The 7,990-nt window shown below is 32.9% G+C and carries 7 protein-coding genes; 4 read left to right on the forward strand and 3 right to left on the reverse strand.

Annotated features, from left to right (window positions below; all coding sequences use genetic code 11):
• Positions 1-630 precede the first annotated feature (630 nt).
• A complete protein-coding gene (locus Q0C58_RS09435) occupies positions 631-813 on the forward strand; it encodes a hypothetical protein (protein WP_290700575.1) in 183 nt (60 codons plus the stop codon).
• An 84-nt stretch (positions 814-897) separates the two neighbouring features.
• Here the strand turns inward: Q0C58_RS09435 and ggt are convergent, their stop codons facing one another.
• Positions 898-2,586 carry a gamma-glutamyltransferase gene (gene ggt / locus Q0C58_RS09440; RefSeq protein WP_290700576.1) on the reverse strand — a complete coding sequence of 563 codons (1,689 nt, stop codon included), beginning with the start codon at positions 2,584-2,586 and terminating at the stop codon, positions 898-900.
• A 43-nt stretch (positions 2,587-2,629) separates the two neighbouring features.
• Entirely contained in the window at positions 2,630-3,223 is a 594-nt protein-coding gene (locus Q0C58_RS09445) for an acyl carrier protein phosphodiesterase (protein WP_290700579.1), read from the reverse strand.
• A gap of 79 nt (positions 3,224-3,302) precedes the next feature.
• Here Q0C58_RS09445 and glmM point away from each other — a divergent pair, with 79 nt between their 5' ends.
• Entirely contained in the window at positions 3,303-4,691 is a 1,389-nt protein-coding gene (glmM, locus tag Q0C58_RS09450) for a phosphoglucosamine mutase (protein WP_290700581.1), read from the forward strand.
• 27 nt (positions 4,692-4,718) lie between these two features.
• The gene (locus Q0C58_RS09455) at positions 4,719-6,218 is read left to right on the forward strand and encodes an aminotransferase class V-fold PLP-dependent enzyme (RefSeq protein ID WP_290700583.1); all 1,500 of its coding nucleotides are present in this window, start codon (positions 4,719-4,721) and stop codon (positions 6,216-6,218) included.
• A 96-nt stretch (positions 6,219-6,314) separates the two neighbouring features.
• On the opposite strand, the gene Q0C58_RS09460 is transcribed toward Q0C58_RS09455, so the two are convergent.
• Positions 6,315-7,205: a lysophospholipid acyltransferase family protein gene (locus Q0C58_RS09460; RefSeq protein WP_290700585.1), complete on the reverse strand. Its 891-nt coding sequence runs from the start codon at positions 7,203-7,205 to the stop codon at positions 6,315-6,317.
• 62 nt (positions 7,206-7,267) lie between these two features.
• Here Q0C58_RS09460 and Q0C58_RS09465 point away from each other — a divergent pair, with 62 nt between their 5' ends.
• Positions 7,268-7,903, forward strand: a complete 636-nt coding sequence (locus Q0C58_RS09465; RefSeq protein ID WP_290700587.1) for a rhomboid family intramembrane serine protease — start codon at positions 7,268-7,270, stop codon at positions 7,901-7,903.
• Positions 7,904-7,990 lie beyond the last annotated feature (87 nt).

Here is a 7,990-nt window from a genome sequence, read left to right on the forward strand (position 1 = left end):
ATTGCTATGTCTGCTTCGCCTTGGGTTTCATGATAGGTTACCGTGAATAGTGCTGGATCTTGTCCGTTTAATATCGCGTCTGTCATGGTGCTTAAATCAAAGTCTGCAACATTATCAGTCATCAGTTCACAAATAACAAAGTCGTTTACTGGTGTTACTACTGATATTGTTCCTGTTACTGGATCTAATGTAGCAGCATCAGTTGGTGTTGTATTAAAAGTAAAAGTTCCGCCAGGAGTAGCTACTGTTGCTACTGTTGCGCCATCACAGGTTGGGTTGTGACCAGTTAATGTAATTAGTTGTTCAGTAGAAGTTTCAGGACATGGACCATTTGTGTTATAAACTATAGTGTATGTAGTGTTTGGTTGAGCATTGGTTACTCTTCCACTGTTCGCATCTATAGTTGTTCCATCAATTGGAATGGTGTCAAAAGAGAAAGTGCCTCCTGACGTTACTGAATTAGCTGTTCCTCCAGTACAATCCGGAGTTAAGGTAAAAGTAGTATTTTCTTCTGGGAATACAGTGACATTTTGAAAGCTAGATTATGAAGAAGGACCGTTGGTAGTGTATTGAACTATATAATTAGTATTTGTAACACCATTTGTTACTTCACCAGTATTAGAATTAATAATGGCACCATCAGTTGGTATTGGATTAAAAGTAAAAGTGCCACCTGCTGTTCCAATAACATTTATAGTTGTGTCTTCACAGTTTTCTAAGACTATAAATGTAGGGTCGTCAGGTTCTGCTATAGTTACATCGAAACTATTACTTATAGCTTCACCACAAGAATCTGTAATATTTACGGTGTAAGTAGTATTTGCAGTAGGAGAAAATATTGGATTTGGTATTGAAGTTATGTATGGGTGAATTTATAATGTTTAGATAATGAACAATTTAAAAACCAGACGCAGCATCATCACCTCTTGAATCTGCTCCACCTTCTAGTTTACCATCTGCCAATACTAATATACCATCTACAATACCAATAACAGGTGAGCGTTCTTCATTTATAGTGTAGCCTTTTTTCTTTAAAATAGAAATAGTTTCTTTATCAAAACGATTGGGTTCCATTCTAATTTCGTCTGGTAACCATTGGTGATGAAAACGTGGTGCTTCAACCGCTTCTTTCATAGTCATATCAAACTCATGCACATTTAATATGGTTTGTAAAACTGAAGTAATAATAGTAGAGCCACCAGGTGTTCCAAGGCTCATTAATAGCTTACCATCTTTTTCAACTATAGTTGGTGTCATAGAACTTAGCATGCGTTTTTCTGGTAATATGGCATTTGCTTTAGCTCCAATAAGTCCGTAAACATTTGGAACACCAGGTTTGCTTGAGAAATCGTCCATTTCATTATTTAAAAAGAAACCTAGTTCTTCACAATACAATTTAGAACCAAAACCAGAATTTAAGGTTGTAGTTACTGAAATGGCATTTCCAAATTGATCTATAATAGAGTAGTGAGTAGTTTCATCACTTTCTATAATATCTATAGTTCCATGAGTAATTTCTGTTGATGGTGTTGCTTTTTCAAATGAAAAATCAGACATTCTATCCTCTAAATAGGCATCACTTATCAATTTATCCTGTGGTACATTAACAAAATCTGGATCACCTAAATAATAGCTTCTATCTGCATAAGCTCGTCTTTCGGCTTCAGTCAAAACTTGAATTGTTTTAATAGAATTATGACCAAATTCATCTAAATCATACTCCTCTACAGATTTTAATATTTGTGCTATTGCAATACCACCACTTGAAGGAGGAGACATAGAAATAATACGTAAATCGCCATAATTAAAAGTAATTGGAGTACGCCATTTTACTTTATAGTTTGATAAATCTTCTTTAGTAATTACACCTCCATTATCTTGAATAAATTGCGCTAATATTTTGGCAGTTTCTCCTTTGTAAAATTCATCACGACCATTTACCATTATAGAAACGAGTGTTTTGGCTATGTTTTCTTGAATTATTTTGTCGTTTTCTTTCCAATGTTTAGCAAAAAGAATAGTGTCTTTATTGGTTTTTAAAAAATCTTTACGCTTTTCAGTTAAACGTGCTTCTTGTTTTTTTGTAACTATAAAACCTTTGTTCGCTAAATCTATAACAGGTTGAATTATTGTTGCAATTGGAAGCGTTCCAAATTTTCTATGGGCTTCAAAAACACCAGCAACAGTTCCAGGAACACCAACAGCCATTGCACCACGTGTGCTTAAATTTGGAATTACATTACCTAGGGAATCTAAATACATGTCTTTGGTTGCTGCTAAAGGCGCTTTTTCTCTATAATCTAATGCACCAATACTTCCATCGTTAAGCCTGTAAACCATAAAACCACCACCACCAAGATTTCCAGCGTATGGATAAGCAACTGCTAATGCTAAATCTGTAGCCATCATAGCGTCGAAAGCGTTTCCGCCTTGTTCTAATATTTGTTTTCCAATGTTTGAAGCTTCAGTTCTTGCAGAAACTACCATTGCTTTATTTGCAACTAAACCACGAACTTGTTCTTTCTTTTTACAATTGAAACAGATTAAAACTATCGTAAAAGTAATTAAGATATTTTTTAATTTCATAGGTGTTGATTATTCGTTATCGACTGCGATCGACTAGACCGTATTATCTATTTTCTATTTCTTTTAATTTTTTAGATGAAAAACTAATCAATTCATCAAAGAATCGAGTAAATTCATCTTGAAATTCATTATAAAATTCTTGCAATTCGTTTACAGCTAGATTCATTTGCGAACGGTTTTGCGTCCTTTTATTCATACCAACTAGTACTCTACCAATACCTTCGATGGAAGCATAACTTAATAACCAATTATCGGCAATCATGTAAGGCATCATTTTTTGAATTCTTGCTGGTAATACTTCAAAATTATCTTGTAAACTGTTGTAGAAATTATCGATATAGTCTGCCAATGGCACGTTAGAATAATTACTCCAATTTTTTGCTAAAAAATGATCGTATAAAATATCTACAATCACACCAGAATAATGCCCATAATTTTCGTGAAGTCTTTTGGTGCTTACTCTTACGGTTTTATGTGTATCTGTAAAGGTATCGATTTGACGATGTAATAAAATTCCAGTTTGTATGTCTGTTGGGTACTTTAAATATTTTTTACCACGAATACCATCAGCAATAAAATTACCAATAGTTATGTCTTCGTTGTTTCCTGATAGATAAATGTGTGCGAGAAAATTCATAGGTCGAATTTACAAATTCATACTATATAAATCCGCTTTTGAAATGCTATATTTGTAATTCAATTTAAAATAATATTTAATGACACTTATAAAATCTATTTCAGGAATTCGAGGAACTATTGGCGGAAACGTTGGTGATAATCTTACACCAATTGATGCTGTAAAATTTGCAGCAGCTTATGGTACTTGGCTAAAATCGCAACGTATAAAAGAGAGCTATAGAGTTGTAGTTGGAAGAGATGCTAGAATTTCTGGAGCAATGATTCAGAATTTAGTAATGAATACTTTGGTAGGATTAGGAATTGATGTTATAGATTTAGACCTTTCTACAACACCAACTGTAGAAATTGCAGTGCCAATGGAACATGCAGATGGTGGTATTATTTTAACAGCAAGCCACAACCCCAAACAATGGAATGCTTTAAAGTTATTAAACGAAAAAGGAGAGTTTTTAGATGCTGCTGAAGGTGCTAAAATTTTAGAAATAGCAGAAAGTGATGCTATGGAATTTGCAGATGTTGATAGTTTAGGTGAAATTACAGCAAACGATGCTTATATAGATATACATATTGACGAAGTTTTAGATTTAGAATTCGTAGATAAAAAAGCGATTGAAAAAGCTAATTTTAAAGTAGTGGTAGATGGTGTAAATTCTACAGGAGGCATTGCAATTCCACTTTTATTAGAACGTTTAGGTGTAGAGGCTGTGAAACTATACTGTGAGCCAAATGGCGAATTCCCACATAATCCAGAACCTTTAAAAGAGCACTTAACAGATCTATCTGCTGAAGTTAAAAAGCATCATGCAGATTTTGGTATTGTTGTAGATCCAGATGTAGATAGACTTGCCTTTATGGATGAAAATGGAGAAATGTTTGGTGAAGAGTATACATTAGTTGCCTGTGCAGATCACGTTTTAAGTAGAAATCCAGGAAATACTGTGAGCAATATGAGTTCTACTCGTGCGTTAAGAGATATTACAGAAAAGCATGGTGGAACATATGAGGCAAGTGCTGTTGGAGAAGTAAATGTTGTGGCATTAATGAAGAAAAATAACGCAGTAATTGGAGGAGAAGGAAATGGAGGTATTATTTATCCAGCGTCTCATTATGGACGTGATGCTTTAGTTGGTGTTGCTTTATTTTTAACCATGTTAGCAGAAAAAAAAATAAGCGTTAGCGAATTACGTAAAACGTATACAAGTTATTTCATGAGCAAGAAAAAGATAGCTTTAACACCTCAAATTGATGTTGATACTATTTTAGAACAAATGGCATTTAATTATAAAGATGAAAATCTAAACACTGTTGATGGTGTTAAAATCGACTTTGCTGAAAATTGGGTACACTTAAGAAAAAGTAACACAGAACCAATTATTAGAATCTATACTGAAGCAAAATCTCAACAAATTGCTGATGATTTAGCAGATAAAATTATATCTGAAATTAAAGAAATAGCTAATATTTAGTACCTTAGCTATATAATATTAAATGCTATGATTACAACACGAGCTCCAAGAGAAAGACAATCTGAATTAGAACACTATTTTTCACAATTTAGAAAACACATTGTTGGTATAGATCAAGAATTTGATTCGCCTTATGGCAGACAAAAAATGATTTATACAGATTGGACTGCTTCTGGACGATTATACAGACCAATTGAAGAGAAAATTCTTAATCAATTTGGTCCTTTTGTAGCCAATACACATACAGAAACTACAGTTTCTGGTACTGCAATGACCAATGCATACCACAAAGCTAGAAACATTATTAAAGGCCATGTAAATACAAATGCAGACGATGTTTTAATTGTAGCAGGAAACGGTATGACAAGTGTTGTAAACAAGTTTCAGCGTATTCTAGGATTAAAAGTCCCAGAAAATTTACGCAAGTATACCGCCATTCCAGACGAAATTAGACCTGTAGTTTTTATTACGCACATGGAACACCATTCTAACCACACGTCTTGGTTAGAAACAATGGCTAAAGTAGAAGTTATACCTGCTGGTGATGACGGTTTGTTTAGTATAGAAAATTTAGAAATATTATTAGAACAATATAAAGATTGTACGCTTAAAATTGCTTCAGTTATTGGCGGAAGTAATGTAACAGGAATACAGACTCCTTATCATGAGATTGCTAAAGTAATGCACAAACATGGAGGCGTTTGTTTTGTAGATTTTGCATGTTCTGCACCTTATGTAGATATTAATATGCATCCTGAAAATGAAGACGAAGCTTTAGATGCTATATTCTTTTCACCACATAAATTTTTAGGTGGACCAGGAACTTCTGGAGTGCTAGTTTTTAATAAGAAATTATATAAAAACATGGTGCCAGATTGTCCAGGAGGAGGAACCGTTTCATGGACCAATCCTTGGGGAGAACACAAGTATATCGACAGTATAGAAGATAGAGAAGATGGTGGAACACCTGGTTTTTTACAAACTATAAAAACAGCTTTGTCTATTAAATTAAAAGAACAAATGGGAGTGAAAAATATGCTAGACCGTGAGCATGAATTATTACACCAAGTGTTTTCTAATTTAGACAATATAGATAATATTAAAATTTTAGCGCCAAACCAGAAAGATAGGCTAGGAGTCGTTTCTTTTTATATTGAAGATTTGCATTTTAATTTAGGTGTTAAAATACTTAACGATCGTTTTGGAATACAAACTCGAGGTGGTTGCAGTTGCGCAGGAACTTATGGACATTATTTACTTAATGTAGATAGAGAACAATCTAATGCTTTGGTTTGTGAAATTACATCAGGAGATTTAATACAAAAACCAGGTTGGATACGTATGTCTATTCATCCAACAACTACATGCGACGAGATAGATTATGTTTGTGATAGCTTAATTGCTTTAGCTAAAAACCACTTAGAATGGGCAAAAGATTACGAGTATAATAAAGCTAATAACGAATTTATTCACAAAACTTTTGTGCCTTCACAAGAATTAAGAGTAGATGCTTGGTTTGATATGTAACTAATTCCTTTGAAAAAAGGAATCTCATTAAAATAAAGAAAAGCCAGAATTAATTATAGTTCTGGTTTTTTTAGCTGTATGTGTTATATTCAATATTTATAGAAACTCAGTAGGCACATTATTTCGATGTTTCCAACGTTTATGTGTCCATAAATAATACTCTGGTTGTTCTTTTATTTGTTGTTCAACAAAAGACTTAAAAACATCTGTAATTTCGTAGTTTTTAAATTCATTTGGATGCTCTGCAATAGTTTTAAATGTGGTTTGGTAATAACCACGACCAACTTTTCTAACGTCAAAAAACACAACAGCCATGTCTAACTCTTTAGCAAGCATTTCTGCTCCAGTGTGAATTGGTACTGTAATACCCATAAAGCTATTCCAATGGTATGCTTTATCTAGTTTTGGTGATTGGTCTGCTACAAAACCTGTAATACTTAACTCACCACTTGCTTTTACGTCTTTTAATGTTTGTATGGTCTCTTTAGTAGTTATTAAGTGGCTATTGTAACGTGCGCGAATACGTTTAATTAACCTGTCGAAATATTTATTATTTAATTGTTTGTAAACAGCGAATCCTTTATGGCTTACGTAGGTTTGGAGTATAAATATCCACTCCCAACTTGCATAGTGGCCACACATAATAATAACGTCTCGGTTTTGCTTTTCTAGTTCCTTTAGAACTTCAACGTTTGTAAAAGCATAACGTTTTTTCATTTGAGATTCAGAAATAGTCATAGATTTCATAGACTCAACGACCATGTCGCATAAATGATGGTAGAATTTTTTAGTGATTGTGTTTATTTCTTCCGAAGACTTTTCTGGAAAAACTAATCTTAAATTTTCTAGAACAACTTTTTTTCTATAACCGAAAATGCGATAAATAAAAAGGTAAATAAAATCTGAAAAGGCATACAATAATTTAAACGGAAGTATAGAAACTAACCAAAAAAATGGATAAATTAAAATGTACGCTAATAATTGCATGAATTAGTTTTAGATTTGTAATAGCAAATATATGCTATATTTAAAAAATACGTTTATTGTTTATGGATATAAATATCATTACAATTGCCATAATTGCAGCTAATGCAATTGCTTCATTTAAAGGTTTTAATGATTTCGAATTTTTCGAAAAATACAAGTTTAGTATAGGAGCAATAAGCAGAGGAGAGAAAATAAGAATGTTAACTTCTGGTTTTTTGCATAAAGATATGCAACACTTACTATTTAATATGATTACGCTTTATTTTTTTGCATACATAGTTATTGTTGAATTAGGAGAAGTTCAATTTGTAATTGTCTATTTAGTAAGCTTGGTTGCGGGTAGTTTATTATCGTTAATTTTTAATAAAAACAATTACCATTATAGTGCAGTTGGAGCAAGTGGAGCAGTTATGGGTATTATCTATTCAGCTATACTTTTAGAGCCCTACAACTTAAAAATTTATGGTGTTATTCCTGGATGGTTATTTGGAATAGGTTATTTGTTATATTCAATTTATGGAATGAAAAATAAAACAGATAATATAGGTCACGATGCGCATTTTGGAGGCGCAGTTGGTGGTTATATAATGACTTTAATAATGGCACCTGGTTTAATAGAAACAGACTTAACAATGGTAGGTGTTTTAGCGCTACCAATAGTAGTCTTATTTGTAATGAAGAAGTTAGGTAAAATCTAGTTACCTAAAATCTCAGCAACCTTATTTTCTAAAGCTTGACCACGTAGGTTTTTAGCAATTATTTTCCCGTCTCCATCCAAGATATAA

Source organism: Lacinutrix sp., assembly GCF_023299985.1.
GTDB lineage: Bacteria > Bacteroidota > Bacteroidia > Flavobacteriales > Flavobacteriaceae > Lacinutrix.

Excerpts from the sequence above, each read along its gene's own strand:
- Q0C58_RS09445 (WP_290700579.1), bottom strand. The coding sequence starts at position 3,223 with ATGAATTTTCTCGCACACATTTATCTATCAGGAAACAACGAAGACATA.
- Q0C58_RS09435 (WP_290700575.1), top strand. The coding sequence starts at position 631 with ATGGCACCATCAGTTGGTATTGGATTAAAAGTAAAAGTGCCACCTGCT.
- glmM (WP_290700581.1), top strand. The coding sequence starts at position 3,303 with ATGACACTTATAAAATCTATTTCAGGAATTCGAGGAACTATTGGCGGA.
- Q0C58_RS09465 (WP_290700587.1), top strand. The coding sequence starts at position 7,268 with ATGGATATAAATATCATTACAATTGCCATAATTGCAGCTAATGCAATT.
- ggt (WP_290700576.1), bottom strand. The coding sequence starts at position 2,586 with ATGAAATTAAAAAATATCTTAATTACTTTTACGATAGTTTTAATCTGT.
- Q0C58_RS09455 (WP_290700583.1), top strand. The coding sequence starts at position 4,719 with ATGATTACAACACGAGCTCCAAGAGAAAGACAATCTGAATTAGAACAC.
- Q0C58_RS09460 (WP_290700585.1), bottom strand. The coding sequence starts at position 7,205 with ATGCAATTATTAGCGTACATTTTAATTTATCCATTTTTTTGGTTAGTT.